Origin of the sequence: Streptomyces sp. NPDC101776, assembly GCF_044766845.1 — a bacterium.
GTDB lineage: Bacteria > Actinomycetota > Actinomycetes > Streptomycetales > Streptomycetaceae > Streptomyces.
Window position 1 is genome coordinate 93,146 of the sequence record NZ_JBIWMV010000027.1, and the last position, 24,243, is coordinate 117,388.

Here is a 24,243-nt window from a genome sequence, read left to right on the forward strand (position 1 = left end):
CGGGGCCCACCCGCCCGAGCCCGGCGCCCGGGCCGCCACGGGCCGGGCACCGGGCCGGCGCCACGCGGCAGCCGGCCGCACCACCACGAAGACCATGCCCCCGCCCGGCAGCGACACAGCGCCCCGCCCCCAGGACCGGCCCGCCCCCGGACCGCACCGCCCACGACGGACACCTGCACCCCGGAACCCGGGCCGGTACCCGCTCAGGAACCGGGCGGCCATGCCGCAACCCGCCGGCGCCACAACCCGTGCCGCCCCACCCCTCCGTCCGCAAACCCCTGCCCCGGACCCGCCCGCCCCGCGCACCGGACCCTCCCTCAACGGACATGTCCGCGGCAGGCGCGTCCATGGCTGGCGTGTCCGGGGCGGGCGTGTCCGGGGCTGGCGTGTCCGGGCACCGGCCCGGCACCGGCCAGCGGGACGCAAGGCTCCGGGAAGACGGGCGCCGGACCCGGGCCGCTTCCCGGCCTCCTCCCGGCATGAACGTCACGAGACGACCACGCACCCACGCCTCCAGGGCGCCCGCCACACACCCCGTCAGTTCCCGCACACCCTCGGCCCGGCCCCGCCCCGGCCTCCTGCAACTGCCGCCGCGCACTCCCCGCCAGCGCCCCGACGACCGGCGGGACAGGACCCGCCCCACACGGCCCGCACCCGCTCCCCATGCCACAGCACCACACCCACAGCCGGCCCGCAGCGCCGTCCGCCCGGCCGCGGCCGGCGCCCCGGGCCCGGCCAGGGTGCAGGCCCGGCCCCGGTCCGCCACCCCGACACACCCCTGCACCCCGGGTGCCAGGACTCCCGGCCCGCCGTCGCCCGGCGCCGGTTCTCCCGGTCCACCCGGTCCGCCGTCACCGGGATACGCCCCCGCGCACGGGAACCCTCCCCGGCGACGGACACCCCCACGACCTGTCCGGAAACCGGTATGTGCAAAGCCTCAACAAAACCCCGGGCACCGTAGAGTATACGAACTGGACGGTTTTTTAGTGGGCCCCTCACGCGGCCCACGACGTGAGAGGAGACCCGAACGTGCCGGAACCCAAACAGGACCGGGCCATCCGCACCCGCCACACCATCCTGACAGCCGCGGCCCGCATCTTCGAGGAACGCGGCTACCAGGCCGCCACCATCAGCGACATCCTCACCGCCGCCAACGTCACCAAAGGCGCCCTCTACTTCCACTTCAAATCAAAAGAACAACTCGCCCAGGGAGTCCTCGCCGGACAGGACCTCGGACCCGCCATCCCCGACCGACCCTGCAAGATCCAGGAACTCGTCGACACCACCATGCTCCACGCCTACCGCCTCCAGACCGACCCCATGGTCCGCGCCGGCGTCCGCCTCACCCTCGACCAGCGAGCCGACGGCCTCGACCGCAGCGGCCCCTTCCTCCGCATGAGCACCGCAGCCGAAGAACTCCTCGAAAAAGCCCGCGCCCAAGGAGAACTGCTCCCCCACGTCATCCCCGCCCAGACCGCAGAAGTCCTCGTCGGCTCCTTCGCCGGAGTGCAGGCCATGTCCCAAGCCGTCACCGCCTACCAGAACCTCCCCCACGCCATATCCGCCCTTCTCCGGCACATCCTCCCCAGCATCGTCCTCTCCTCCGTCCTCACCTCCCTCGACCTCACCGAAAAACGCGGCGAAACCGTCTACATCCAAACCCAACCAACCACAAATACGGCAGAAACCGCAGAAACAGCCACGAACACCACAAAAACAAACGCGGCCTGAAAACAAACACCACAGACAACGGCAACGAGACGGCGGAAACAGAAGCCACGACGGAGCCGGCCGGCCGACACCACCGGCAACCCCGTCCCAGGACCCCGGATACGCGGGCCTGCCGAGCGCCGCGCACCGCGCTCGCGGCGAGGACGTGCGGCGGCAGGCGGAACCGGGGACACACGCCCGGCAACACCCTGCTGCACCGGGCCGCCCGGATGCCGGTCCGGCCCCGGGAGCCCCTGACCCGCACGGCGGTCGCGGAGCGCCCGGGCGAGGCCGCCCCCGGTGCCGGGCACACCGTGCGGAAGCTCCCAAAGCTCCTTGCGCGGGGCGGGGAGCACCGGTTACCGGGCCGCCGGTCAGCCGTCCGCGGCGCCGGAGGACCTGAGCACGGCTGCGGCACCGAGGCGAAGAACACCCAAAGTCGCCGCCCGCAGGCGGGGCAGGGCTTGGTGCAGGTCCTGCAGCGGCCGGGGGCGGCGACGGGCCCCGGCCGTCCCAGCAGCCGGCGGACCCGGTCTTCCTCCTCGTTTCCCGTACGGTTCGACGCCGGACACGCAGCCCTCGACGAGCCCGGTGAACACGGCGCGCACGACGGTGAGATCGCGGCGGCAGGCCCCGGGCAGCGCCAGGTACTCCTGCGCCGGCCGGCTCGCGAAGGCCCCCGAGCACGTCAGGTACAGGCCGACGGTGTCGACGCGGCAGCGGCCTCCGGCACCGGACAGCACGCAGCAGGCGAGCTGCCGGGCTCCGGCCCGCCGGAAGGTGCGGGTGGAGCGGGTGCTCCTGAAGCCGAGCAGCCCGCCGCCGACAGCCAGGCGGGCGTCGACAGCGAGGCGGGCGTCCGCGGTGAGGCGGCGGGCGGCGAACGCGGGACCGGGCGTGCGGTCCTCACCCCCTCCGGCAACGGCGTCCCGGCCGGCGGGCCCCGCCTCCGTGAACGCCTGAGCAGACCGCCGGCCGGCCGGGAGGACCTGCGCCCGCCCCCGCCCGCCGCCGGCCCACCGCGCCCGGGAACGTCACCGCCATGCTCCCCCGCCCCCCTGTCCTCATGCGCAACAGGCGAGGTCAGGGGGTGTGATGGTTTGTTCAGGGAGTTTGCCGGAAGTGCTGCGCCCGGTGCGGCAGACGCATAGCGTGCGGTGATCCGGGCCGTTCTCCCCGCGTTTCGCGGTCCGTGCCTTGTGGGGCCCACGACCCTCTAGGAGATCCTGGGATGTCCTCCGACAGTTCCGAGTTACGTCCGCTGCCGCACCGGGCCGGGCGGCACGCGTCCGCTGTCGCGCCGGGGTGGGCGGTGGGGCGGGTCCGCCCGTGGAGCGGGCCGCACCGGGACCTGCGGCTGCTGCGCCGGGCCTGCCGGTGGCAGCGGCGGGTCGCGGCGCTCGCGGCGCTCGGCTATTTCGCGGTGTTCCTGGGACTGACCGTGCAGATGCCGTCGCTGATGGGCCGTCCGGCGCCGGGCGGACTGCCCTTCGGGCTGGTGCTGGCGCTGGCGCAGCTGCCGGTGACCTGGCTGGCGGTGGTGTTCTACGAGCTCACCGCGCGCCGCTTCGTGGATCCCCTGGCACGGCGGGTGCGGCGCCAGGGCCGCGACGGGGAGCGGCGGCCGTGACGGACTTCGAGGGCGCCGCGCAGTCCTGGTCGCTGGTGGCGTTCTGCAGTGTGGTGACACTGACACTGCTGCTGTGTGTGATCACCGGCCCCGACCGGGAGGACCTCGACGAGTTCTACACCGGGTACCGGTTCCTGTCACCGCTGCGCAACGGCCTGGCGATCGCCGGTGACTACATCTCGGCCGCCACCGTGCTGACGGTGGGCGGGATCATCGCACTGTGCGGCTACGACGGCGTGGTGCTGGCGCTGAGCACGCTGCTCTCCCTGCTGCTGCTCATGTTCGTGCTGGCGGAGCCCCTGCACCACACGGGCCGCTTCACGATGGGCGACGTGCTGGGGCGCCGTATGCCGGGACGGGCGGTACGGATCACGGCGTGCGCGGTCACACTCGCCGCGCTGGTGCCGATGATGGTGGTGCAACTGGCCGGCGTGGGACAGCTGCTGGGATTCGTGCTGGGGTTCTCCGGCGGGGCCATGCGCACGGGGTGCGTCGTGGGCGCCGGGGCACTGATGATCACATACGCGGCGATCGGGGGAATGCGCGGGACGGCCCTGATCCAGATCCTGAAGACGGTCATCCTGCTGGGCTCGGGACTGGTGGTGGCCGCGCTGGTCCTGCACACCTTCGGCTGGAGCCCCCGGGCACTGTTCGGGGCCGCGGCGCAGCACAGCGGCGCGGGGCCCGGGTATCTGCGCTACGGACTGCAGTTCGCCGGGGGCCGCTACCCGGCCTGGGACATGGTCAGCACACAGTGCGCGATCGTGCTGGGCGGCGCCTGCCTGCCGCACGTGACGATGCGCATGTACACGGCCGGCAGCACACGCCAGGTGCGCCGGGCGATGTCCTGGGCGGTGTCGGCGGTCGCCCTGTTCATGGGCGTGATGACGGTGGTGGCGGTCGGGGCGACCGCACTGATCGGGGGCAGGGAAATCGCGGCCGCCGACCCGCGGGGCAACACCGCATACCTGCTCGGGGCGCGGGCCGCGTTCGGGCCGGACCTCTCCCGCGCCGAGGGACTGCTGTTCACCACGGTCACCACGGCCATCTTCCTGACACTGCTGGCCTCGGTGGCGAGCATGACCCTCGCCTGCGCGAACTCACTGGCCCACGACGTGCTCGCCCGTACGGGAACGGCGCCGCTGCAGGAGATGGCACTGGCACGGCTGTCGGCACTGGGCGTGGGAGTACCCGTGATCGCTCTCGCCGTGCTCGCCCAGCACCGCAGCCTGCAGCCGCTGGCCATCATGTCGTTCTGCCTGGGCGCCTCGGCGATCGCACCCGCACTCGTCCTCGGCCTCTTCTGGCGCCGCTACACACGGGCAGGACTGCTGTGCACACTGATCGGCGGCACCACCACCGTCCTCGTCCTGATGACCGGCACCAACCTCGTCTCCGGCACCCCCCAGTCGGCATTCCCCGGGGCGGACTTCAACTGGTTCCCCTTCACAACCACAGCCCTGGTATCCGTACCCGCCGGATTCCTCTCCGGAATACTCGCAACCCTCCTGACAGGCCGCAGGGCCCGCACACGTGAACGCAACCACTACGAGACAGTCGAACCCGTGATACTCGCCGGCCCGGCACACCCCCGGAACAACGAACAGACACAACACCCCTGAACACCCCACAGCCACCAGCCACACACCCCACCCCACCGCACAGGACGCCGGCCCCGACACGAACAACACCACAACCGCAGCCGCAGCCGGAGCCGGCACAGGAGAACACGCCCATCACAGACAGGACCGGCACCGTGCCCGACGAAGCACGGACGGGGACACCGAAGCACTCCACCAAGGACCAGCTCGCTGTTCTGGGGCCCGGATCACGATCATCGCCGCCTTCGACTGAGGGAACGTCATCGCACAGCGGTCGGCCGGTGGTTGCGAGGTGGGCCGGTTCCATTGAGGTGACCGGCTGCGGTTTCGGGACTGGAGGGTGAGGAGGCGCGGGGCGCGTAGGGCGACGGGGCGGCGAGGAGGAGCCAGCCGGCTTCGAGCCAGGCCGTCGCGTAGGACGGGGCCGGGTTTGCCCATGCCGGTGGGGCGGGCGGGGGGGCTGCGCTGCGCAACGGGGTTGCCTCGCACACATTCTCCGGCGTATCGTTTTTCGATAACATTGATAAACGATACAGGGGGCGGTCCACCATGACCGACGAGCAGGCCGGAGACAAGCGCAGCACCAGGGACCCGCTGGAACCCATGGCCGGCACGGTCACCGTGCTCTGCGCGCTGCTCGCGGTGTTCCTCACGCTGAAGGCATACGCCGCGGCCGGGATCGGCGGCGCCTTCGGATGGGGCGACGGCTCGGTCTGCGCCACCGACCCGTACACACAGGGGGGCGGTGAGGACTGGTTCGGGCGGACCATGCAGCCCGCGCCCGGCATCGAGGTCTCCTTCACACCGCGGTACTGCGACGACTCCCCCGGCGGCGGCGCGCGGCTGCTGAGCACCCTGACCGAACTGCCCTCCTCCGCCCTCGGCACCGGCGCCCTGTTCCTGCTGTACTGGCTGGTCCGCGCCGCCCGCCGGGACGGCCCGTACAGCGTCCGCACTGCGGGCCGCCTGCGCTTGCTGGGCTGGTACCTGGCCGCAGGCAGCATCGTCTGCCACCTCGCGGAGAGTGTCGCGGGAGCCGCCCTGCTCAACTCCCTGCGGGCGGCCGACCACCGGCCGCTGCTCTACGACGCCGCCCACGGCATGCCCTACTTCGCACTGCTCACCGGCATCGGGCTGCTCTCCCTGGCCCGGATCGTGCGGGCCGGCGCGGCGATGCGCGACGACCTCGAAGGCGTCATCTGATGTCCCCCGCCGACGCCGACCCCCACGCCATCGAGGTCCACCTCGACAAGATCCTGGAAGAACGCGGCATGACCCTGGCCGAACTGGCCGCCCGGGTCGGCGTCACCAACGTCAACCTGTCCATCCTCAAGAACGGCCGCGCGAAGGCCATCCGGTTCAGCACCCTGACCCGCATCTGCGAAGTCCTTGACTGCCAGCCCGGCGACCTCCTCACCCACCACCCGCACCACGGGGCCGCAGGGCGGTGACCGCGCCGCCGTCACCATCATGAGCAGGCCCAGCATCACGATGAGCCACTGCCTACGGATCATCGGGCCGCGGTCGATGAACTGCCGGGGGCTCAGGCAGGCCGTGGTGGGGGGTCAGTGGGCGGCGCGGCGGGCCTGGTTCGCCTCGCGGCTGAGGGCCCAGGCGTCGGCGACGGGGCCCAGGTGGGCGAGCTTGTCGGGGTTGGTCACCGAGCGGACCGTCTGGATCCGTCCGTCCAGGACGTCCAGGGTCCAGGCGGTGAGGACCCTGCCGTCGCGGTCGCGGAAGATCGCGCCGGGCCGGCCGTTGATCTCACGCGGCTCCAGCGTCACCTCCACCCGCACCAGGGCGGGGACGACCGAGGCCAGCAGGCGGGCGGTGTTGCCGGCGCCGCTGACGGCCCTGGCCAGCTGCGGGGTCTTGCCGCCGCCGTCGCCGACCATCTGCGCGTCCGCGGCGAGCAGTTCGCGCAGTCCCTCCACGTCGCCCTCGCGCAACGCGCAGAAGAAACGGGACGCGAGTTCGTCGCGCTCACGGCGGTCGGCCTCGAAACGGGGGCGCCCGGCGGCCATGTGCCGGCGGGCGCGCACCGCGAGCTGACGGCAGGCGCTCTGCGAACGGCCGACCGCCGAGGCGACCGCGGGGAAGTCGAAGGCGAACACCTCGCGCAGCACGAACACCGCACGCTCCAGGGGACTGAGGCGCTCCAGCAGGATCAGCGCCGCCACGCAGACGGAGTCGGCCAGTTCCGCCGAGCGAGCCGGGTCCTCATAGGGGTCGCTGAGCAGGGGTTCGGGCAGCCACGGCCCGACGTACTGCTCGCGCCGCACCCGGGCCGAGCGCAGCACGTCGATGGAGATGCGGGTGACCACGGCGCAGAGGAAGGACCTGGGCGACGCGGGCCGGGCCGGGCAGGCGTCGTAACGCAGCCAGGTCTCCTGGACGGCGTCCTCGGCCTCGCTGACGCTGCCCAGGACGCGGTAGGCGATCGAGAACAGCAGAGAGCGCAGCCCCTCGAACTCTCCGATCCGGCTCACCGCGATCTCCTCCCGTGCAGCCCAGCATCGACCCGGCGCGCGGACCCGGACACGGAACCGGCGCGCGGACCCGGACGTGGATCCGGACGTGGAAGTGGTCCCGTGCCGGGGCGGTTTCCCACCCCAGGGCCGGCCTGCGGGCACGCCCCGCACGGTCCGGAGGCCTTCGAGCGCAGCTGCAGCGGGCCTTGAGAGGGAACCGGGAAACGCCCAAAGGGGCCGGCTGCACCCGGGGTGACCCGGGTGCAGCCGGCCAGGCGGGCAGCGGGTGCCCGCTGCTGCGCAGAACCAACGCGGACCAGGACCCGATCATGCAGTCCAAGGACTCCTTTATCGACAGGTCCGCCCCTGACCGGATCACCCGCCCGCCTCGCCCACCCCGGCATCGCGCCCTCCACCCCCGCCCGACGCCGGCACTACCTGCGCTTCCGCTGGCGGATCCTGCCCGCCGAGGCCGAACTCCTCCACCACACCACACCAACGCTCCTCGACGAGCACGGCATCGACGAGCCCGTCCACTGGACCCCTCAGCTACCCGTCCATGCGCTGCGCGACCTCCAACTGCCCGGGCCCGACCCGCACAGCATCAGCCCGGACCGGCTCCAGCAGGCCGCGCCCGGTAGCGACTTCTCCGTCGCCCAGCTCGCCCGCGCCCTGGAGACGACCACCGCACATGTCGTCCACCTGCTAACCCAGCACCCCGTCGACTGGAGCCCGCCGCGCTTCCGCCGCACCCAGCACACCGCTTCCCGGTCAGTGCAGTGGCAGCTCTGGTACGAACGCGACCTCCTCTCCCTCCAGGCCATCGCCGACCGGGAGGACACCAGCCTCGCCACCATCCATCTCGCGCTCCTCAAGAACGGCACCCGACTCCGCCCCGCCGGCTCCTACCCAGGCCGGCCGAGGCGGAAGTGAACTGAGGGGCGGTCAGGAAACGCCGGTTGTCTCCTGAAGTTCATGGCCTGCACCAAGATGTTGTGGCCGAAGTGTCACCTGCTGACCACCGGGTGACCGCCACCCACCGGGCGTTTTGTCAGATCCCGGGAAACGATGGGAAACGTCACCGCGAGCGACCAGCCGCCGAAGCACCGCGCGTACACCCGAACCGCGCTGGAAGGACATGTCATGACCGCCTCCGCGCCCAAGGCTCCGACTGCACCAGGCGTGCGATCCTGGTGGGGGATCCCGTACGCCACCGCCGAGCGGTACCGCCGCCCCGTAGTCGCGGATTTCGATCCGGACCGCCCCTATGACCGCAAGGGCGTCGTCTCTGTCCAGCCCGACAGCGGCGCCTGGCTCGAAGCGGACAGCGGGATGGGCGAGGACTGCCTGAACCTGAACGTGTGGGCCCCCGAGCAGCCGACCGACAAGGTGCTTCCGGTGGCTGTGTACATCCACGGCGGCGGATTCGAGTACGGCGCGAACACCCAGATCACCTCGAACGCCTCCGGTCTCGCCGCGACGGGACGCGTGGTGGGTGTGTCGGTCAACTACCGGCTCGGCGCGCTGGGTGCGCTCTCACTCTCGCAGTACGGCGGTGCTCTCGCCGAGGCCAGCAACCTCTGTCTGCAGGACGTCATCGCCGCGCTGACCTGGATCAAGCGGAACATCGCCCACTTCGGCGGTGACCCCGACAACGTCACCGTCTACGGCCACAGCGGCGGCGCCTACGCCGCCTTCGGGCTGCTCGGCGCCGCCTCCGCAGGCGGCCTGTACCGGCGGCTGGCCGGATTCTCCGCAGGGCCCTCCCGTCTCCAGCCGGCCTGGTGGGCGGAGGAACTCGCGCACCGGTTCGTGACGGAACTCGGCGTTGCGGACAACCCGGAGAAGCTGCTCGGCCTTGATACGGCCTCCCTGGTGGCCGCCCTGCACAAGGTCACCCCGACGGACCTCGGAGTCCGTGGCGGGATGGACAGCAAGAGCCTCGGCGTCGTCCTGGACACCGGGCAGCCCGGTGCGGTGCTGCACGCCCACCCGATGGACGAACTCGTCTCGGGCGCTCACCGTGATGTCGACGTGCTGCTGAGTATGGCCAGTGACGACATGGGCTGGTGGGTGGCGAACGACCTCGACCGGTTCGACCCGTGCACCGTCGAGGGCATCGTCGACGAGGTCGCGGGGTGGCGTATTCCCCGCTCCCGCGCGAAGAGAATCGTCGACGCCTACGACCAGGGTGGCCGGACCCCGGCCGAGGTCCGTGCCGCGCTCCTGTCGGACTACATCTTCGGGCTCCCCGCGGCCCGCGGTGCCCTGGCGCACGCTGCGGCGGGCGGCAACGCCCATCTCCTGGTGATCGGGCCCGCGGAGGGCGCACCTGCCGTGCACGGCACGGAGATGTACGGCCTGGTCGGCCAGGAACGGCCGGGCCGCAGCCCTGAGCAGGCCGAGCGTGACACGCGTATCCACGACATCGTGCTCGACTTCGTCACCGGCGAGCAGACCCGTCTGTGGCCCGCCGTCACGGACCGGCCCACCTCGGGGAGCGTCGGCAACCCGCCGTTCGAGGCCGGCGCCCACTATCAGGCGGCGCTCGACCTGTGGGAGAGCACCGACCGCCCCTGACGATCACCGTGCGATACCGAGATACGCAACAGCGCAGGGCCGCCACGGGCTGATCACCCAGGTACCTGCGTCCGGAGCCCCGGCTCCGCCTTCACATCCTCGGGGGCGAACAGAGTAAGGAACTCGACATGAGCCAACCGACAGCAGCCGGCGACGCAGCGCCGGCGACGATGCGGGCCGTCGTCGTCACCCGGCCCGGCGGCCTCGACGCACTGGAGATCAAGGACGTCCCGGTGCCCGTACGCAAGCCCGGCTGGGTGCGGATCAGGGTGAAGGCGTTCGGCGTCAACGAGTCCGAGGTCACCACCCGCAAGGGAGAGTCGGACGCGGTGGTCACCTACCCGCGGGTGCCCGGCATCGAGGGCGTTGGCGTGGTCGACGAGTCCGACGAGGCCAGCGGGCTGCGGCCGGGACAGCAGGTGGCCACGATGATGGGCGGCATGGGCCGCTCCTACGACGGCTCGTACGCCCAGTACGTGTGTGTCCCCGCCGGGCAGGTCATCCCGTTCGAGACCGGCCTGCCGTGGGAGGTCCTGGGCGCGCTGCCGGAGATGTTCCAGACCGCCTACGGATCGCTGACCCGTGGCCTGGACCTGAAGGCCGGGCAGACGCTGCTGATCCGCGGCGGCACCTCCACGGTCGGGCTGAGCGCGGCCACCATCGCGAAGGACCTCGGCGCCACCGTCATCTCCACCACCCGCAGCGAGGCGAGGGCCGGGGAACTGCGGGCGGCGGGCGTCGACCACCCGCTCGTCGACAACGGCACCCTCGCCGACCAGGTGCGCGAGCTGTTCCCGGACGGCGTCGACACCGCCCTTGAACTGGTCGGCTGCTCGGTCCTCGCCGACACCCTGCGCACCGTCCGACTCCACGGCACGGTCTGCTTCACCGGAGCCCTGGCGGGCCAGTGGTCCATCCCCGACTTCACTCCGTTCATGATCCCGTTCGGGGTGCGGCTGACCTCCTACGGCGGTCAGGCCGCCGACCTCCCGGCCGACGCCTTCGCCCACCAGCTCCAGGCCATCGCCGCAGGACGCCTCAACGTCCCGGTCGCGAAGGTCTACCACGGTCTGGAACAGGTCCGCGACGCCCAGGCCGACCTCGAATCCGGTGCCACACCGGGCAAACACGTCGTCGTCCTGGACGACTGACCACCCGGCCCCCGGAGAACCGGCTCTTCCACCCCGCACTGTCCTCACCGAAGGAGCCGCCCCTCCTGCGGTTCCGGCCGAGGACAGATGCCTCCGAGGTAACCCCTGACGACCCCCCAAGATCACCCCAGAGATCCCTCGGAAAGGAACATGTCATGACCCTCACGCCCGAGGAAATCCAGACGCTCGTCGACTTCGAGCAGCAGATCCAGTGGCGCTGGACCAGCGGCGACCCGACCGGCTACATGGACGCGCTGGCCGAGGACGTCACCTACTTCGACCCGTTCACCGAGTACCTCGTCGTCGGCCGTGAAGCCGTGCGTGGGCACTTCAAGCGCCTCCATTCGGGCGCGGGCGGGGGCCTCGCCCGGCAGGAGTACCAGAACGAGACCGCCCGCCCTCTCAGCGATGACGAGGTCCTGCTGGTCTTCAACTTCACCACCTACCGGCGGGACGACAACGGCGAGGAGAAGGAGCACCTGACGTGGAACATGTCGCTCATATTCCGGAAGGCCGACGGCCAGTGGCTGCTGAAGCACGGGCACTTGTCCCTGCGCGACGCATGGGCCCGCTACAACCTCGGGCGCAGCATCGGAAGGTAGCGCCCCGCGGTGCGCTGCGGAGCCGCACACCGTGCCGCTGAGGCCGGCACCACGACGGGCAGCACGTCGTGCTGCTCGACGACCGACTCACACATCCAACCGGCAAGGCCCCCCAATTCGCCGGTCAGGCGGGAGCCGGCCGACCGCGGCTCACCCGAGAGGAAACGCCATGAGCGTCAGCAAGGAAGACATCAGCAAGACCATCATCGAGCTGGAGAAGTCCTTCAACGAGCGGTGGAGCGCCGGCGACAACACCGGCTACCTCGACGCGTTCGCCGACGAGGTCAGCTACTTCGACCCGATCCTGGAAAACATCGTGGTCGGCCGGGACAACGTCATCGCCTGGATCAACTCCATCTACAAGAACCCGCACATCGTGCGCAGCGATTACATCGACCCGCAGGTGCACGTCAGCGACGAAGGAACCTTCGCCGTCCTCGCGTACAACCTGCACACCTTCGAACTCGACGAGAACGGCGAGGAGCGGCAGAAGCGCGCCTGGAACGCCTGCCACGGATACCGCCTCATCGGCGACCAGTGGCGCATCGCGCACTCCCACTGGGCCTTCTCCCAGACCGTGACCGAAAGGGTCGCTTCCTGACCACGGCGGCTACGAGAGGGCTATCACCGACCGACTCCGCCACCGGCAACAGCTCAAAGACACGCCCCGAGACACCGACGCATCCGAACCACCGTCGAACGACCGAACGTAAGGACCCCTGATGACCGGCGCCGCGACGGATGCCTACAGCTCCTTCACCGTGAACGACCTGGAATCGACCCGCACCTTCTACCAGGACGTACTTGGCCTGCGTATCGAAGACCGGGACGGAATGCTCTTCATCCACCTCCCCGGCGGCGCGTACACCGTTGCGTACGCCCACCCCAAGCACCAGCCCGCACGATTCACCATCCTCAACATCGTCGTCCCCGACCTCCCCAACGCTGTCGCGGACCTCACCCGGCGCGGCCTGGAATTCGAGCACTACGAGGGAACCTCCATCAAGATCGACCCGGACGGGATCTACCGCGCCAAGGGCCCCTGGTTCGCCTGGTTCCACGACCCCTCCGGCAACGTTCTCGCCGTCTGCGAACGCGACGTCCGCCCGTCCGGCACCGCCTGACTCACATGACTGCCCTTCGCCCCGGCGAGGAGGAACCCGGACATGAACCCAGCCCCTGACAACGGCTCCGCCACACCGGGCACGGTCACAGTGCGCGGCGCCCGGGTGCACAACCTCAAGGACGTCGACGTCGACATCCCGCTCAACAAGCTGGTGTCCCTCGCAGGGGTATCCGGGTCGGGAAAATCGTCCCTCGCTCTCGGCGTCCTGTACGCCGAAGGGTCACCGCGCACTGGCGGTAGTCCGCGGCGTTCACGGAAGTACAGCTCCACGGCGTCCAGGAGGCGCCCGTACCCGTCGGCGCGGCCCGTGCCGGGCACATGGCCGACCAGCCCCGAACCCCGATAATAAGTGGATCGACTTGCCACCGGAGTGGTGGGGAAGTTGCGTTCACGGGGGCCCTGCCGAACTGAAGCTCGCACCCCGATGAATGGCGTACGTGTCGGCCGCCGACATTCCCTCCAACAACACCCGAGAGGGCAGAAACCCCATGAGAATCCGACTGACCGCCGGAGAAACCGTCCTCGACGCAACCCTCGACGACAACGCGACGGCACGCGACTTCGCCTCGCTGCTTCCGCTGACGCTGCGGATGAACGACCTGTTCAAGCGCGAGAAGTACGCTCACCTGCCCCGGCCTCTCGCCGCGGGAGGCGAGCCGCGGTCCAGCTACGAGATCGGCGACATCGTCTACTGGTCGCCCGGTCCCGACATCGCCATCTTCTATGACCACGACGGCCAGTCCATCCCCGACCCCGGCATCACCGTCCTCGGCCAAATCGGCTCCGGGGCCGAAGCCTTGAAGCAGTACGAGGGCACGGTCGACCTCACCATCGAGGCCGTCGGCTGAGACCCAGCCGGAAACCACCGGGAGCGTCAACCAGGCAGAGGAGGAGGGAGAGTCGTGGCCTCGCCGGCGGCAAAGGCGGCCGGTGTGAGACCGGTGCGGTCGCGGAAGAAGCGGCCGAAGTTCGCGGGATCGGTGAAGCCGAGGTGGACGGCCACAGCCCGGGCATCCCACCGGGCACCTCCCAGCAGGCGCCGGGCTTCCAGGAGGCGCCGCTCGTCGATGAGTTCACGTACTCCCTTGCCGGTGGCGTCCCGGGCGGCACGACTCAAGGTGCGGACCGAACAGCCGAGCAACTCGGCGTAGTCCGAGGCCTGATGCAACTCGCGGAAGTGCAGCTCCAACGCGTCCAGGAAGCGCCCGTACCTGTCGGCACGGCCACGGTCGGCGCGGGCCGTGGTCGTGCCGACGGGGGCGAGGCCCGGGGAGTTGGCCAGGCGCAGCAGCAGCGATTCGAGCAGGCTGCGCCGCAGGGCGTGGTGGATGCCGAGGGGGCGGCGCCCCAGTGCGCGGTGTTCGTCCAGGAGCTGGAGTGCCGTCTGCTGGAGCCATGCGGTGTCGTCGGCGTGCGGGGTGAGCACGGCAGGGGCCTCGTGCGCGGTGAGCGGGGCCAGGAGACGGGCGATGTCGGGCCGCAGCACGTCCGGTTCGAACAGGATGAACGGGCCGCGAGCCGCGCCGGGCGGATGCCAGCACTGCGCGTGCCCGGGACGCACCCACAGCCACTGGCCGGGGGCGACGGTCCGCGTGACGTAGTCGACGTCGTGCCGCAACTCACCCTCGGTGACCAGGATCAGGTAGTGGAAGGTCGCACGGCCCGGACGGGGCGGGCTCCACGGCCAGTCGTCGTGCTGGGCGAAAAAATCCTCGACGGTATGCACCTCAAGGCCGTACGGAGTACCGACCGGGGGCTGGAAACCGAACAGCGGAACCGCAGCAGCTGGTCCGGCCTGCTTGCTCCTGCTCGGCCGGGAATGTCGCTTGTCGACCATCACGTGTCCGCAGCCTACCGCCCTTCCGGCCGGATGCGACGGAAGGATGAGACGTCCCACCGCGCCCACGCGGCGCGCCCTCCGCCTCCTTCGACGCCACAGTCCCTCCCCACCCGAGAAGGCCCACCCCATGAACGGATCGGCCCTGCACCAGACCGCCGCCGACTGTGCGCAAGAACTCCCCGGAGCCCGGCTGGAGCACCCCTTCGGCCTCGACTGGGAGGTCTACAAGGTGCGCGGCAAGGTGTTCATGCTGATGACCGAAGTCCCGGGGCGTCCCGTCGTGATCCTCAAGGCCGACCCCGGCGAGGCCGACGCCCTCCGGGAGCAGTACAGCCACATCACCCCCGGCTACCACATGAACAAGAAGCACTGGATCACCCTGGAGAGCGGCGAAGGCGTCGACAGGAACCTGGTCGAGGAGCTCGTCACGGACTCCTATCTGCTGGTCGTCGCCCATCTGCCCAGGGCCGAGCGGCCCGTCGACCCGCGCACCTACGGCACCGGCACTCGGGCGGCCCGGTGAGCGCGGCCGGTGACCGGCTCCAGGACACCGCCCGCCGGGCGGCCCTGGCCCTGCCCGACGTCAGCCACGGATACCCCTTCACCCCGGGACTCGACGTGTACAAGGTCGCGGGCAGAGTGTTCCTGATCGTCACCGACGACCCGCACGATCAGATCATCACGGTCAAGTGCGAACCCGAACACGCCCGCGCTCACGTACGCGGCCACGCCTCGATCACACCGGGCCGCTATCTCGACAAACGCCACTGGATCTCCCTCGGGCCAGGACCCGGCATCACCGATCGGCTGGTCACCGACGCGGTCGAGGACTCCTACGACCTGGCCGCCGAGCGGCTGCCGCGACACGACCGCCCCAGTGGCCGATGAGCACCGAGGGCTTCCCCGCGAACACTTGAGCCGACGCCTGAACCTGAGTACCAGCATCAATGTCAGTGCCCCGTGCAAGGCTCGCCACGTCCGCACACGTCCGCCTGCGACCGAGAGACCAATGGAACCGACCCTTCCGCTCTTCGGCGAGGAGCCCTCCCGGCCGCTCGCCGACCGCCTGCGCCCCACCCGGCTGGACGATGTCGTCGGGCAGGACCATCTCCTTGCCCGGGACGCCCCGCTGGGCCGCATGGTCGCCCAGCAGCGCCTCGGCTCCGCCATCCTGTGGGGCCCGCCCGGCGTCGGGAAGACGACCATCGCCCGGCTCCTCGCGGACGCCGGCAACCTTTCCTTCGAGCCGGTGTCGGCCACCTTCTCCGGCGTCGCCGACCTGCGCAAGGTCTTCGCCGCCGCACGAAGCCGACACACCATCGGCCAGGGCACCCTGCTGTTCGTCGACGAGATCCACCGCTTCAACCGCGCCCAGCAGGACAGCTTCCTGCCCTACGTCGAGGACGGCACCGTCACCCTGATCGGCGCCACCACCGAGAACCCGAGCTTCGAACTCAACGGCGCCCTCCTCTCCCGCACCCAGGTCCTCGTCCTCAAACGCCTCGACGAAGCCGCACTGTCCACGCTCCTGGACCGCGCCGAGCAGCTCACCGGCCACCATCTGCCCCTTAACGACGACGCCCGCCGCGCCCTCATCGCCATGGCGGACGGTGACGGCCGCTACCTCCTCAACATGGCCGAACAGCTCCAAGCCCTCCCGGACACCGAAACCACCACCCTGGACACCGCCGGGCTCGCCCATCACATCCAGCAGCGGGCCCCGCTGTACGACAAGGCACAGGAGGGCCACTACAACCTGATCTCCGCGCTGCACAAGTCGATGCGCGGCTCCGACCCGGACGCGGCCCTGTACTGGCTCGCCCGCATGCTCGACGGCGGCGAGGACCCGCTGTTCGTCGCCCGCCGCCTGGTCCGCTTCGGATGCGAGGACATCGGCATGGCCGACCCCCACGCCGTCCAGCAGGCCCTCGCCGCCTGGGACGTGTACGAGCGACTCGGCTCCCCCGAGGGCGAGTTGGCGATCGCCCAGGCCGTCGTCTACCTCGCCACCGCCCCCAAGTCCATCGCCGTATACCGCGGCTTCAACGCCGCACACCGATCAGCCCGCCGCACCGGCTCACTCATGCCACCCGCCCATATCCTCAACGCCCCGACCCGGCTGATGAAGGACCTCGGCTACGGCAAGGACTACCAGTACGACCCGGACACCGCCGACGGCTTCTCCGGTGACGACTACCTCCCCGACGGCATGGACCGCGAGACGTACTACCAGCCCACCCGCAACGGCTACGAAGCCCAGATCACCGAGCGCCTGCGCCACTGGGCCGCTCTGCGCGCCCGCCGACAACGCGGCTGACCGGCCGATCCGCGTTGGACCCGGAGTTCGCGCCCGGCGAGGAGGCGCTGGCGCTGTTTTTCCGACCCTGCCGGAGGAGACCCTGCCGGAGATCCGACGGCAGCTGGCCGACGGGTTCTCCGGGCGAGAACCGGGCCCCAGGGCGCTCCTGCCACAGGTGGACGCGGACGGCAGCGACATGGTCTTCGAGCTGTCGGCCGCCACCTCCGGCCTGGCCGAACCGCTCCAGACCGCCGATGGTAAGTGGATCGACTTGCCTCATGGGCGGTGCGGGAGCTACCTTCACATGGTGAGTCCATTGACTTACCTAATGACTCGGCAAGGAACAATGACATGAATCGTCTTGCGGGCAAGCGCGCCCTCATCACCGGCGGCACGAGCGGGATCGGCCTGGAGACCGCGCGGCGTTTTGTCGCGGAGGGCGCCGACGTGCTGGTCACAGGCGTCACCCCGGCCAGCATCGACAGGGCGCGGCAGATCCTCGGGGACAAGGTGCCCGTCGTGCAGGCCGACGCACGCGACCTCGATGCGCAGCGCGGCCTGGCGGAGCGGGTGCGTGAGCACTTCGGGAAGCTGGACGTGGCGTTCCTGAACGCCGGCGTCTCGGACTGGCGGCCGTTCGAGGACCACACGCAGGACAGCTACGACCGGCTCTTCGACATCAACGTCAAGAGCGTCTTCTTCCTCACCCAGGCCCTGGTGCCCGTGCTGGCCAACCCGTCCTCGGTCGTCCTCAACGCCTCCAACAGCGCGCACGGCGGCTACGGCCAGTCGAACGCCTACGCCGCGACGAAGGCGGCCGTCGGCTCCCTGATGCGGTCGTGGAACGCGGACCTGCTCAGGTCGCACGGCATCCGCTTCAACGCGGTCAGCCCCGGCCCGGTGGACACCCCGCTGTACTCCGGCTCCAAGCTCGGGATCGAGGATCCCGCGCAGCAGAAGGCGGTTCTGGAGGCGATCAGCTCCGGCATTCCTCTGGGGCGCATGGGTCTGCCCGAGGAGGTCGCGGAAGCCGTCGTGTACCTGGCCTCCGACGCCTCCGCCTTCGCCGTGGGCCAGGACCTTATCCTGGACGGTGGCCAGACCGTTCTCTGACAGCGAGGACGCTGCTGGGAGACGGGCGAGGGGCGTGGGTATGTCGGTGGCGGACCGTGACCGAACGGAAACCGGTGGCGATACGTGCCAGGCCGGCTATCACGCGCAGATCAAAGCGGAGAACCGCGCGCGCATCATCCGCGCCGCCCGCGACCTCTTCCTCGCCCGGGGATACGACAAGACCTCCCTGGCCCAGATCGCCCGCGAGGCCCGTGTCTCCACCGGCACCCTCTTCAAGCGGTACCCCTCCAAAGCCGCGCTGTTCGCGGCAGTCACCTCCGAGCAGTGGCAGCTGGACGTGCAGTACGCCGCACCGCCCCCGCCCGGTGATCCCCGCTACGGCCTGGACCACATCGGCCGCGACTACGCCTGCCTGGTCTCACGGCCCGGCACAGCGGCACTGTGCCGCCTCATCATCACCGAACTTCCCCAGATGCCGGAACTCGCCGACATCGTCGGCACCGGCTTCGCCATCGACCGCGGCCCCTTCTTCGACCGGCTCCGCGACTACCTGGACGCCGAAACACAGGCCGGCACACTCGACCTCCGTTCCGCCGACGGACAGCCACAGCCGACATCCGCAGTGGCCGAACAGTTCCTCGGCATGATCTGCGGCCAGCTCCTGTGGCCCCAGCTCGTACGCACCGACTTCATCCCGCCCGACCCCACCGACACCACGATCGTGGACGAAGCCGTCGCCCTCATGCTCACCCGCTACCGCACCCGATCCTGAACCCCGGACGCGGCAGCAACTGCCGGCCGACCACAGAAGCGTCTGACGCAAAATAATGGCCCCCACGTCAGTCGGCCCGTCTGGCGGAGAGCTCGGATTCAACAGGCGAGTCCGCCGCCGTACGAAACCATCGACCAGGCCCCGCTAGAAGGATTCGGGCACGGCCGTGAGAGTACACAGCTGGCCACGCCGCGAGACGGCGCGACATCCACCCGGTCGCAGCATCGCCGTTTGCCAGGGGCAGCGAGTCCCTACACCTCCTGTGCGATCTCAGATTCTGCGTCGGAATCTCACGGCTGGTATCGGATCGAAGTCGGATCCGACGCAGAGCTGAGACTCACAGGTCGCGGCTGTACCTCATTCAAGTGAAAACGTTGTGGGTGTGCTCCCGTTGATGTGTTGGCGGGAGCACCGTGTTGTCGACGACAGGTCCGACCCGGGGGTGGTGTCGCTCCAGTCGGTAGCCCCGTGGCGGACGTTCTGTTGGCATAAGGGCTAGAAGCACTGCTCAGGCTGGTAGTGGTCGGCGACGACGGGGCAGCATGTCGGCTACGAGTCATGGCTGGAGCGGGATCGTCTCATGCTCATCGACTTCGATCCCGCAGTGGTGCGGATCGCCTCCCAGGCATTCTGGCTGTACTGGCACGACGGTTCGCGTGAGCGCCAGCATGCCCCGGACTTCTTCGTGCGAAGCGCGGATGGTTCGGCCGTGGCCGTCGATGTCCGTGCCGACGATGGGATCGCGCCGCGCGATGCCGAAGCGCTCGAAGTGACGCGCCGAGGCCGGGTGGGCTTCGAGCAGGTGGGGGTGCCGGAGGCGGTGCTGCTGGCGAACGAGCGGTGGCTGTCGCGCTACCGTCGCCCCCGCTGTCGGCAGGGCCCGGTCGCTGTCCGGCTGATGGAGCTCTTCTCGCAACCGGGACCGATGGTGCCGGGGGCCGATGCGGCGGGGGCCGATGCGGCGGGCGACCTGCTCGCGTGGGTGAGAAGCAGCAACGCGTGATTCCGGTGGTTGCCGGGCGATCTCGGCGGTAATGTCGCCCCGTAAGGGGGAGGCCTGCATGGGAGTATTACCCATCCCGGACGGGGCGGGAGCGGACCGCGATCCCGGGCTCACAGCGTTCGGGCTCGCCTATGTCTGTGAGCATCTTGCCGAGATCCGCACCGATCTCGGCGATGACAGTTGCGATCCGGACACGCCGTTGCAGCGCCTGCTGACGGCGGTCCAACCACGTACTGGGCAGCCGACGGCGTTATCGGGTGCCGATCCCTCCGGGCTGGACGCTCTGGTGGATGCGGTTCACCTCGCCGTGGTCCGTGCCACCGGGGACGCCTGGGGTGTGTATGGCCAGGCCACCCGCCACACCACGCTTGCGGGGGTTGCGCCTGTCGAGATCGTCTATCGCTGCCCGCTGGGCGTGTGCGCCGGGAGACTGCGCGACCAGGTGACCGGCCCCACCCGCTGTGAGGTCGGCGGCGGGCCATTGCGGCGCGAACGGCTGTCCTGAGATGTCAGGCATCCTGGGCGAGCTGGGCAAGAAGTTGGCCGAGCGCTGGCTCACCCTTCTCGTGCTCCCTGGCGCCCTCTATCTCGCGGTGTCTTACGCAGCCGTGACGCTCGGCCACAGCCAAGCGCTCGATGCGCAGCGGCTCATGACCGAGATCACCGACCGCGCCGCAGATCCGGCCGTGAAGACGGCTGGAGGCCAGATCGCCCTGCTCGCGGCCGTCCTCGGCGGAGCGGCGGCGCTCGGCCTCGCGGCTCAGGCCCTGGGCAGCCTCGCCGAGCGCCTCGTCCTGGCGGCGGGCTGGCAGGCATGGCCTGCTCCGCTGAGCGCCATTGCCCGGCGTGCCGTGGCCTTTCGCGCCGGACGGTGGGCCCATCTGGACGCTGTCGTTCGTGCGGAGCAGCGTCGTGCGCTCGCGCCTGCCCCCGCCGACCGGCCTGACCCGCAACGACGGCTGCGCGCGGCCCACCGGCGCTCCCAAGTCTCCGTCGAACCACCCGAGCGGCCGACCTGGAGCGGCGACCGGATCCAGGCCGCGGCCCTCCGCCTGGACCGAGACCATCATCTGGACCTCTTCCGCGTCTGGCCACAGCTGTGGCTGGTCCTGCCCGATCCCGTCCGCGCTGAGATCATCTCCGCCCGATCGGCTCTGACGCGCGCAGCCAATCTGGCGGGCTGGAGCGTTCTGTACGCGCCGTTGGCCTGGTGGTGGTGGCCGGCGATTCCGCTCGCGGCCGTCCTCATGCTCATTGCCCGCCACCGGATCCGTTCGACCATCGACGCCTACGCAGGGCTGGTCGAGGCCGCCGCCAGGGTCCACGCCACCACCTTGGCTGCCCAGCTCGGCATCGACCACACCGGCCCCCTTTCGACGGACCTCGGCGATCTTCTCTACCGCCAGACCCACCCCTAGCACGGAGGACCACGTTGGACGAGCAGGAGCGTCTACGGCGCCAGGATCTGGTCGTCGATCGGATCCGTCGGGTAGAGGAGTCGGGCTCCTTCGCCCCCGCACTGGAGGAGGGGGCGCTCGCGGAAGCCGCGCTGCTCCGGGAGGACGCCGACGAGGACCTGGACTCGCGATTCATCCTCGGCTGGCTGCACCTCTACCGATACGGCGGCCGTCCCGGCGATCAGGCCGAGCTCGACCAAGCCGTGGAGATGTTCCTGCCCTGCATGTTCGGCGACATCGAACTCGCCGACTTCCCGGAGGAGATCCTGCCCCGGCTGATCGACGAGGCCGTGGACACCGTAACGGCGCGGGCTCGCGAGGTCGCCGAGTCGCACGATCCCGCCGAACAGGACGAACTCATCGCACTCTGGGAGCGGATCATCACGATCGTCCCAGCAGACGATCCAGAATCCCCGGGATACCTCTCCAACCTCGCCAACGCAGTGTTCAGCAGGTTCCAGGTGACCGGCGAGACCTCCGACCTCAACCTGGCGATCGAGCACTACCGTACTGCGCTGGCATCCGAGCTGAGCCCGTCGGTGCGCGCGGCGCTCCTGTCCAACCTCGCCTCCGCGCTGGACGAACGGTTCGACTGGTCGGGCGACTCGGCCGACCTGGAGGAGGCGGTGCGGTTGTCGCGCGAGGCGGTGGAGATCGTGCCCCGCGAAAACCGCCATCGGCCGACCTACATGGCGAACCTCGGCTCCGTACTGGGCGGCCTCTTCGAGCGCAGGCACGACGCCACGACAGTAGACGAAGCTGTCCTATGGCTCCGCCGCGCCATGAAACTCGCCCCGCAGGACGAGCTCCAGCGGGTCAGATGCCTGTCGAACATCGGTCTCCTGCTCGGCCTGCGCTACGCGGAGTTCGGACACGCCGCAGACCTGGACGCCGCCGAAACGGCCCTGCGCGAGGGGCTCGCCCTCGCCCCCAACCATCCCGACCGGGGATCAATGCTCACCAGCCTGGGCGGCCTGCTGATCCAGCATTTTCAGGCATCGAGGCGACCCGCCCACCTGGACGAGGCCGTCTCGGCCTACCAGGAGGCGGTGGCGTACGTCCCCGACACTCATCCCGAACGCACCCGCTACCTCGGCGCGCTCGGCGGCACCCTTGCGATGCGCGCCGAACTGGCCGGCCCGACCGCCGCCGCCGCCGACGACCGGGAGGCGGTTGCCCGGTTCCGTGACGCCACCAACCGGCTATCTGCGTCCCCCGCGATGCGGCTGGACGTTGCCGAATACGCCGGTACCCTACTGGGAGCGCGCGTCCCAACTGAGGCCGCGGGCTTCCTGGAACTGGCGGTTCGGCTGCTGCCACAAGCCGCCGCCTCCCGTGAGCTTGAGCGCCCCGACCAGCTGTACGGCCTGGGCAGGGTTCCTGGACTTGCCGCAGATGCCGCTGCGCTGGTGCTGCGGGACCCGCAGCGGTCCGGAGCCCGTCGCCGTGAGGACGCACTGCAACTCCTCGAAGCGGGACGCGCCGTCCTCTTCGCCCAGGCCCTGGAGACCCGCGACGACCTGACCGGTCTGCGCGAAGACCACCCCGCCGCCGCCGAGAGCTTCACCGAGCTGCGGGACCTGCTCGACCAGCCGCTCCAACCAGACGAACGCCGCGAACTGGTCGAGCGGTGGGAGGCCCTGCTCGCCCAAATCCGGTCCCTGCCCGGCCAGTCCGCCTTCGCCAAGCCCCCGGCCCTCGCCGACCTGATCGCCGAGACGGTGTCCGGCCCTATTGCCACGCTCAACGTCAGCCCGTTCGGCTCCGACGCGCTGCTGCTCACCCGCGACGGGATCACCCACATCCCGCTCCCCGGACTCGACTATGACGGAGTCATCGCGCACGTCGACACCTTCCTCGACGCGCTGCGTCTCACGGCGGAGGCCCCCGACCGGGAAGCCCGCCGAGCCGCCCAGCGCGAGATCGCCGGAACACTGGGGTGGCTGTGGGACAACGCGACCGGCCCCGTTCTGGCGGCGCTGGGGTACGACCGGCCGCAGCCACCAGGCACACCAGTGGACGACTGGCCCCGCGTCTGGTGGGCGCCCGGCGGCCTGCTCGGCATGTTCCCGCTGCACGCCTCCGGACGTCACGACGGCTCGGGAGAGGCCGTACTCGACCGCGTAATCTCCTCCTTCACGCCCACAATCGGCGCTCTCCGCTACGCGCGGCGGCGGCCGCTCACCAACCTGCCCGGGACCGCACTGATCGTCGCAATGCCAACGACACCCGGCGTCTCCGGAAAGCTAACCTTCGTGCCTGCCGAAGCCGCCATCGTCGCCAGGTCCCTGCCCGGCTCCGTCGCCCCGCCCGCCCCTACCGCCGCAGAAGTCCTCGATCTGCTGCCACACCACGCCGTCGCCCACTTCGCGTGCCACGGTGTCAGCGATCCCGCCGACCCGTCCCACAGCCGCCTGCTGCTGCACGACCACGCAACCCGCCCGCTGACCGTCGCATCACTCGCGTCAGTCCGGCTGGACCGCGCCCAGCTCGCCTACCTTTCAGCCTGCGAGACCGCCCGGTCCGCCGACGCCGCCCTGGCCGACGAGTCCATCCACCTCGCCTCTGCCTTCCAACTCGCCGGCTACCCCCACGTGGTGGGCACCCTCTGGCCTGTGGACGACCGGACCGCCACCAGAACCGCCGACTTGTTCTACGCCGCCTACGCCCGCCTGGGACCGCCCCATGCCGCCGCCGCCCTGCATGAAGCTGTCCGGACCCTCCGCACCGACCTCCGCCCGGCCCCCTCCCTCTGGGCAGCCCACCTCCATGCCGGCGCCTGAGCAGCCGCGACAAAGCACCCCCTGTGCGACCTGATCGTGAACCCCCAACTGAAGTTCCCCCCGCGAACTGGACAGCGGGTGTTTACGCTGCCGGGACGAAGCTCTGCCTGAGCAAGGATCTCGTTTCGAGCGGGGTGACGTACC

General features: G+C 70.4%; 22 protein-coding genes and 2 pseudogenes. 22 read left to right on the top strand and 2 right to left on the bottom strand.

Annotated features, from left to right (window positions below):
- Nucleotides 1-1,029: 1,029 nt before the first annotated feature.
- From ACIRRY_RS46250 to ACIRRY_RS46270, 5 genes are all read left to right on the top strand, one after another.
- A complete protein-coding gene (locus ACIRRY_RS46250) occupies nucleotides 1,030-1,731 on the top strand; it encodes a ScbR family autoregulator-binding transcription factor (RefSeq protein ID WP_403985457.1) in 702 nt (233 codons plus the stop codon).
- Nucleotides 1,732-2,941: 1,210 nt separating this feature from the next.
- Nucleotides 2,942-3,340: a DUF485 domain-containing protein gene (locus ACIRRY_RS46255; RefSeq protein WP_403985459.1), complete on the top strand. Its 399-nt coding sequence runs from the start codon at nucleotides 2,942-2,944 to the stop codon at nucleotides 3,338-3,340.
- Entirely contained in the window at nucleotides 3,337-4,962 is a 1,626-nt protein-coding gene (locus ACIRRY_RS46260) for a cation acetate symporter (protein ID WP_403985461.1), read from the top strand. Before ACIRRY_RS46255 ends, ACIRRY_RS46260 begins: the two co-directional genes overlap by 4 nt.
- A gap of 528 nt (nucleotides 4,963-5,490) precedes the next feature.
- Nucleotides 5,491-6,144, top strand: coding sequence for a DUF2975 domain-containing protein (locus ACIRRY_RS46265; RefSeq protein ID WP_403985463.1), 654 nt, complete (start codon nucleotides 5,491-5,493; stop codon nucleotides 6,142-6,144).
- Nucleotides 6,144-6,392: a helix-turn-helix domain-containing protein gene (locus tag ACIRRY_RS46270; RefSeq protein WP_403985465.1), complete on the top strand. Its 249-nt coding sequence runs from the start codon at nucleotides 6,144-6,146 to the stop codon at nucleotides 6,390-6,392. The genes ACIRRY_RS46265 and ACIRRY_RS46270 overlap by 1 nt, the downstream gene beginning before the upstream one ends.
- 114 nt (nucleotides 6,393-6,506) lie before the next feature.
- Here the strand turns inward: ACIRRY_RS46270 and ACIRRY_RS46275 are convergent, their stop codons facing one another.
- Complete coding sequence (locus ACIRRY_RS46275) at nucleotides 6,507-7,430, bottom strand: RNA polymerase sigma-70 factor (protein ID WP_403985467.1); 924 nt, start codon at nucleotides 7,428-7,430, stop codon at nucleotides 6,507-6,509.
- Between the two features lie 243 nt (nucleotides 7,431-7,673).
- On the opposite strand from ACIRRY_RS46275, the gene ACIRRY_RS46280 reads away from it, so the two are divergent.
- The 8 genes and pseudogenes from ACIRRY_RS46280 to ACIRRY_RS46315 all read left to right on the top strand — a co-directional run bounded on the left by ACIRRY_RS46280 (nucleotide 7,674) and on the right by ACIRRY_RS46315 (nucleotide 13,719).
- A complete protein-coding gene (locus ACIRRY_RS46280; protein WP_403985469.1) occupies nucleotides 7,674-8,345 on the top strand; it encodes a hypothetical protein in 672 nt (223 codons plus the stop codon).
- A 210-nt stretch (nucleotides 8,346-8,555) separates the two neighbouring features.
- Nucleotides 8,556-9,992 carry a carboxylesterase family protein gene (locus ACIRRY_RS46285; RefSeq protein WP_403985509.1) on the top strand — a complete coding sequence of 479 codons (1,437 nt, stop codon included), beginning with the start codon at nucleotides 8,556-8,558 and terminating at the stop codon, nucleotides 9,990-9,992.
- A gap of 128 nt (nucleotides 9,993-10,120) precedes the next feature.
- On the top strand, nucleotides 10,121-11,143 hold the full coding sequence (locus ACIRRY_RS46290) for an alcohol dehydrogenase catalytic domain-containing protein (RefSeq protein ID WP_403985471.1): 1,023 nt from the start codon (nucleotides 10,121-10,123) through the stop codon (nucleotides 11,141-11,143).
- A 155-nt stretch (nucleotides 11,144-11,298) separates the two neighbouring features.
- On the top strand, nucleotides 11,299-11,745 hold the full coding sequence (locus tag ACIRRY_RS46295; protein ID WP_403985473.1) for a YybH family protein: 447 nt from the start codon (nucleotides 11,299-11,301) through the stop codon (nucleotides 11,743-11,745).
- Between the two features lie 169 nt (nucleotides 11,746-11,914).
- Complete coding sequence (locus tag ACIRRY_RS46300) at nucleotides 11,915-12,346, top strand: YybH family protein (protein ID WP_403985475.1); 432 nt, start codon at nucleotides 11,915-11,917, stop codon at nucleotides 12,344-12,346.
- A gap of 121 nt (nucleotides 12,347-12,467) precedes the next feature.
- Nucleotides 12,468-12,869: a VOC family protein gene (locus ACIRRY_RS46305; protein WP_403985477.1), complete on the top strand. Its 402-nt coding sequence runs from the start codon at nucleotides 12,468-12,470 to the stop codon at nucleotides 12,867-12,869.
- 42 nt (nucleotides 12,870-12,911) lie between these two features.
- Nucleotides 12,912-13,100: pseudogene (locus ACIRRY_RS46310) on the top strand (hypothetical protein); the annotation flags it as partial.
- Between the two features lie 259 nt (nucleotides 13,101-13,359).
- Complete coding sequence (locus tag ACIRRY_RS46315; protein ID WP_403985479.1) at nucleotides 13,360-13,719, top strand: cyclophilin-like fold protein; 360 nt, start codon at nucleotides 13,360-13,362, stop codon at nucleotides 13,717-13,719.
- 26 nt (nucleotides 13,720-13,745) lie between these two features.
- Here ACIRRY_RS46315 and ACIRRY_RS46320 read toward each other — a convergent pair whose 3' ends face one another.
- On the bottom strand, nucleotides 13,746-14,597 hold the full coding sequence (locus tag ACIRRY_RS46320; protein ID WP_403985481.1) for a helix-turn-helix domain-containing protein: 852 nt from the start codon (nucleotides 14,595-14,597) through the stop codon (nucleotides 13,746-13,748).
- A gap of 241 nt (nucleotides 14,598-14,838) precedes the next feature.
- On the opposite strand from ACIRRY_RS46320, the gene ACIRRY_RS46325 reads away from it, so the two are divergent.
- From ACIRRY_RS46325 to ACIRRY_RS46365, 9 genes and pseudogenes are all read left to right on the top strand, one after another.
- Entirely contained in the window at nucleotides 14,839-15,234 is a 396-nt protein-coding gene (locus ACIRRY_RS46325; protein WP_403985483.1) for an MmcQ/YjbR family DNA-binding protein, read from the top strand.
- Nucleotides 15,231-15,599, top strand: coding sequence for an MmcQ/YjbR family DNA-binding protein (locus ACIRRY_RS46330; protein ID WP_403985485.1), 369 nt, complete (start codon nucleotides 15,231-15,233; stop codon nucleotides 15,597-15,599). Before ACIRRY_RS46325 ends, ACIRRY_RS46330 begins: the two co-directional genes overlap by 4 nt.
- A 121-nt stretch (nucleotides 15,600-15,720) precedes the next feature.
- Nucleotides 15,721-17,028, top strand: a complete 1,308-nt coding sequence (locus ACIRRY_RS46335; protein ID WP_403985487.1) for a replication-associated recombination protein A — start codon at nucleotides 15,721-15,723, stop codon at nucleotides 17,026-17,028.
- Nucleotides 17,029-17,361: 333 nt separating this feature from the next.
- Complete coding sequence (locus tag ACIRRY_RS46340) at nucleotides 17,362-18,123, top strand: SDR family oxidoreductase (protein ID WP_403985489.1); 762 nt, start codon at nucleotides 17,362-17,364, stop codon at nucleotides 18,121-18,123.
- A gap of 40 nt (nucleotides 18,124-18,163) precedes the next feature.
- The gene (locus tag ACIRRY_RS46345) at nucleotides 18,164-18,856 is read left to right on the top strand and encodes a TetR/AcrR family transcriptional regulator (RefSeq protein WP_403985491.1); all 693 of its coding nucleotides are present in this window, start codon (nucleotides 18,164-18,166) and stop codon (nucleotides 18,854-18,856) included.
- Between the two features lie 532 nt (nucleotides 18,857-19,388).
- Nucleotides 19,389-19,859 (top strand): annotated as a pseudogene (locus tag ACIRRY_RS46350) (TnsA-like heteromeric transposase endonuclease subunit); the annotation flags it as partial.
- A 58-nt stretch (nucleotides 19,860-19,917) separates the two neighbouring features.
- Nucleotides 19,918-20,364 (top strand): hypothetical protein, encoded by a 447-nt coding sequence (locus ACIRRY_RS46355; RefSeq protein WP_403985493.1) that lies wholly within the window; start codon nucleotides 19,918-19,920, stop codon nucleotides 20,362-20,364.
- Nucleotide 20,365: 1 nt separating this feature from the next.
- Entirely contained in the window at nucleotides 20,366-21,277 is a 912-nt protein-coding gene (locus tag ACIRRY_RS46360) for a hypothetical protein (RefSeq protein ID WP_403985495.1), read from the top strand.
- Between the two features lie 14 nt (nucleotides 21,278-21,291).
- A complete protein-coding gene (locus ACIRRY_RS46365) occupies nucleotides 21,292-24,099 on the top strand; it encodes a CHAT domain-containing protein (protein WP_403985497.1) in 2,808 nt (935 codons plus the stop codon).
- Nucleotides 24,100-24,243 lie beyond the last annotated feature (144 nt).

Excerpts from the sequence above, each read along its gene's own strand:
- ACIRRY_RS46255 (WP_403985459.1), top strand. The coding sequence starts at position 2,942 with ATGTCCTCCGACAGTTCCGAGTTACGTCCGCTGCCGCACCGGGCCGGG.
- ACIRRY_RS46265 (WP_403985463.1), top strand. The coding sequence starts at position 5,491 with ATGACCGACGAGCAGGCCGGAGACAAGCGCAGCACCAGGGACCCGCTG.
- ACIRRY_RS46270 (WP_403985465.1), top strand. The coding sequence starts at position 6,144 with ATGTCCCCCGCCGACGCCGACCCCCACGCCATCGAGGTCCACCTCGAC.
- ACIRRY_RS46285 (WP_403985509.1), top strand. The coding sequence starts at position 8,556 with ATGACCGCCTCCGCGCCCAAGGCTCCGACTGCACCAGGCGTGCGATCC.
- ACIRRY_RS46290 (WP_403985471.1), top strand. The coding sequence starts at position 10,121 with ATGAGCCAACCGACAGCAGCCGGCGACGCAGCGCCGGCGACGATGCGG.
- ACIRRY_RS46295 (WP_403985473.1), top strand. The coding sequence starts at position 11,299 with ATGACCCTCACGCCCGAGGAAATCCAGACGCTCGTCGACTTCGAGCAG.
- ACIRRY_RS46300 (WP_403985475.1), top strand. The coding sequence starts at position 11,915 with ATGAGCGTCAGCAAGGAAGACATCAGCAAGACCATCATCGAGCTGGAG.
- ACIRRY_RS46305 (WP_403985477.1), top strand. The coding sequence starts at position 12,468 with ATGACCGGCGCCGCGACGGATGCCTACAGCTCCTTCACCGTGAACGAC.
- ACIRRY_RS46315 (WP_403985479.1), top strand. The coding sequence starts at position 13,360 with ATGAGAATCCGACTGACCGCCGGAGAAACCGTCCTCGACGCAACCCTC.
- ACIRRY_RS46325 (WP_403985483.1), top strand. The coding sequence starts at position 14,839 with ATGAACGGATCGGCCCTGCACCAGACCGCCGCCGACTGTGCGCAAGAA.
- ACIRRY_RS46335 (WP_403985487.1), top strand. The coding sequence starts at position 15,721 with ATGGAACCGACCCTTCCGCTCTTCGGCGAGGAGCCCTCCCGGCCGCTC.
- ACIRRY_RS46340 (WP_403985489.1), top strand. The coding sequence starts at position 17,362 with ATGAATCGTCTTGCGGGCAAGCGCGCCCTCATCACCGGCGGCACGAGC.
- ACIRRY_RS46345 (WP_403985491.1), top strand. The coding sequence starts at position 18,164 with ATGTCGGTGGCGGACCGTGACCGAACGGAAACCGGTGGCGATACGTGC.
- ACIRRY_RS46355 (WP_403985493.1), top strand. The coding sequence starts at position 19,918 with ATGGGAGTATTACCCATCCCGGACGGGGCGGGAGCGGACCGCGATCCC.
- ACIRRY_RS46360 (WP_403985495.1), top strand. The coding sequence starts at position 20,366 with ATGTCAGGCATCCTGGGCGAGCTGGGCAAGAAGTTGGCCGAGCGCTGG.